The organism is Vibrio sp. V30_P3S12P165 (genome assembly GCF_009904905.1).
Classification (GTDB): domain Bacteria; phylum Pseudomonadota; class Gammaproteobacteria; order Enterobacterales; family Vibrionaceae; genus Vibrio; species Vibrio fujianensis.
The window spans coordinates 1-2,865 of record NZ_WXWH01000045.1 but is presented as its reverse complement, the minus strand read 5'-3'; the positions used below and the strand labels follow the sequence as shown (position 1 = coordinate 2,865).

Genomic DNA, 2,865 nt, shown 5'->3' with positions numbered 1-2,865 from the left:
GGAGGGGTGCCCGTAGGGCGGGGTGGTTTCGTTACGAATAACTCATACTCAGGCTCTAGCTTTTGTTTTTCCTAGGATCTGCCCTCACCTAGTGCCTAGGAACTTAGTTTAAAAAACCACAACCACCCCGTCAGGCTTCGCCTGCCACCCCTCCGAGGGAGGGGAATTTGGTTCAGTGCAAGGGGTGAATTTAGTTCAGTGCAAATGGTGAAGTTGGTTCAGTGCAAATGGTGAAGTTAGCGAGTATTTTCGCGGCAATGACGAGTGTTGATGTTGAAAATATAAACTTAACGGTGTGGAAAAACGTGGGGTTAATTCCCCTCCTCCGGAGGGGTGCCCGCAGGGCGGGGTGGTTTCGTTACTAATAACTCATACTCAGACTCTAGCTTTTGTTTTTCCTAGGAACTGCCCTCACCTAGTGCGTAGCAACTTAGTTTAAAAAAACCCAACCACCCCGTCAGGCTTCGCCTGCCACCCCTCCGAGGGAGGGGAATTTGGTTCAGTGCAAGGGGTGAAGTTAGTTCAGTGCAAATGGTGAAGTTAGCGAGTATTTGCGCGGCAATGACGAGTGTTGATGTTGAAAATATAAACTTAACGGTATGGAAAAATGCGGGGTTAATTCCCCTCCTCCGGAGGGGTGCCCGTAGGGCGGGATGGTTTTTATGGCTATAGAATACGATTAGATTTGATGATTTTAAAAACCACGGCATTGGTTGTTCTGGTCTATTTATTGCATAATATTTGTAACGCAATTTTCAACGTCAACTTGTTAGAGACCTTATGATGCAAAAATCTATGATAACAACCGTCATCGCCCTTACCCTCTTCGGCTGTGGCGGTGGGGAGAGCGGTTCGGGTGGTGGGACGCCTGCGCCGACAGTGAAATATTATAATGTAAGCTTTTTGGACTTAAAAGTTCAAAACAATGAAACAAATTGCCAGATTTTTGGGTATAACTCTGACCAATCTAAAAATGTAATTGCTTTTGCTTCACGCCCCGATAGCATTTATGAGATCATTTTGCACAACCCAGATGGTAGTGTGCATAAAAAATACGATAACTTCTCTACGACTTCATTTAGTTTCAAACAAAATGAAGTACCTAACAATGGCTATGTCAGCTTTGCCGAATTTAATAGCTCGGGCATTAGCCATGTAACGACTTTAGCTAAAGCACTATTACCAGAATCGTTGAATATTTACGCCAAAGGATCAGCAGCTAATAATTGTTTGACTCCAAGCAGTGCGAATCCAAATATTCAGATGCAAGAAGGATATATTAATCCTAAACGCGCCCTTGATTACTACACTGGCTTTAATACTGCCTACCAAAATTTAGATAATTTTACAGAACATTACAACTTAACTCAAAATGGTAATGAAAAGATTGAATTCCCTTCACAGCAACGTCCTTTATTAGCAGTACAGTATGCAACGGATAAAGATGGCTCTGAGCTTAACCAACTCAGAGGATTTAAATTTACTAGTTTCACAGAAAGAGGTTCCGCTGCTACTCCATTAGAGTTAACCGAGCTACCCGAAGAAGTAACAAATGCTCCTTGGACTATACCTAACGACTTAACTCTAGATTCAGCAAATATTTTTGTCGATGGCCGACAGTTTAATGCACCTTATGCTTATTTATGGCAGCCACTGACGACGACTCAAAACGGCTCGTTTAGTTACTACGAGGGTATAGCTGACACAAATTATTATCTGAATATAAAAGGAAAACAGCTTCCCAATGGAAACCCAATATACTGGGGGATCCAACACGTCACTCAAGGAACGGAAAACAATGGTGCAAGCCTAACTGCCAGTAACATTCTAGATAATTTACCACAAGCAGAATTGCCAACATTGATAGATTGCCAAGGGGGAACTCAGCAATGTATAAGCATCAATAGTGCAGATCTATCGTCTAATACGATACAAAGAATATGGCTTGATGCTAAATTACGTTCAGGAACTGACTTAATTCAAGTTTTGTATACTCCACTCAATGATGAACTCCCAATAATGAAGTTTGATAGAGATCTCGATGAAGGTATATCATCATTTTCCAATGCCTCTATTTCTTTCATGGATACCGATTCAGCTTTAATACAAGAGACTTTTCTCTACCAGCACCAAAACCTTTTTAATCGAGTAATAAATAATGAGTTAAGAAAAGCGAATGTAGATAACATTCCTCTCCTAAAAAACATCTCTGCGCAACAAGACTTCCAAGATAAGCTCAAGCGTCACCCGTATACTTGGGTATGGCTAAAAACTGATAATAATTAAAGTAGTCGTGAATAGCTTACGTTTTAATTCCCCTCCTCCGGAGGGGTGCCCGTAGGGCGGGGTGGTTTCGTTACGAATAACTCATACTCAGTCTCTAGCTTTTGTTTTTCCTAGGATCTGACCTCACCTAGTGCCTAGGAACTTAGTTTAAAAAAACCCAACCACCCCGTCAGGCTTCGCCTGCCACCCCTCCGTGGGAGGGGAATTTGGTTCAGTGAAAATGGTGAAGTTAGCGAGTATTTGCGCGGCAATGACGAGTGTTGATGTTGAAAATATAAATTAACGATGTGGAAAAATGTGGGGTTAATTCCCCTCCTCTGGAGGGGTGCCCGTAGGTTGTCACCGATCATGCAAAACTGATCCACTAACGATCATCGAAAACTGATCCACTTGGTATCATCCGTTTATTTTTTATACGGGTGATTTATGTTAACCAAGGAGACATTTGTGGATATTCATGTTCGCTTTGCACAAGGCCAAAGCATTCGTAACATTGCCCGTCAATTAGGCATTTCTCGTAATACCGTAAAACATCATTTGCAGCAGCATCAGATGCCCTCTTACGCGCAACGAGCAAAA

General features: G+C 42.2%; 2 protein-coding genes. Both read left to right on the top strand.

From position 1 onward, the window contains the following. Positions 1-780: 780 nt before the first annotated feature. Positions 781-2,286: a hypothetical protein gene (locus CAG57_RS09610; protein WP_237665860.1), complete on the top strand. Its 1,506-nt coding sequence runs from the start codon at positions 781-783 to the stop codon at positions 2,284-2,286. A 426-nt stretch (positions 2,287-2,712) separates the two neighbouring features. After that, the coding region (locus tag CAG57_RS09605) for a helix-turn-helix domain-containing protein (RefSeq protein ID WP_161433708.1) at positions 2,713-2,865 on the top strand (153 nt) is incomplete at its 3' end.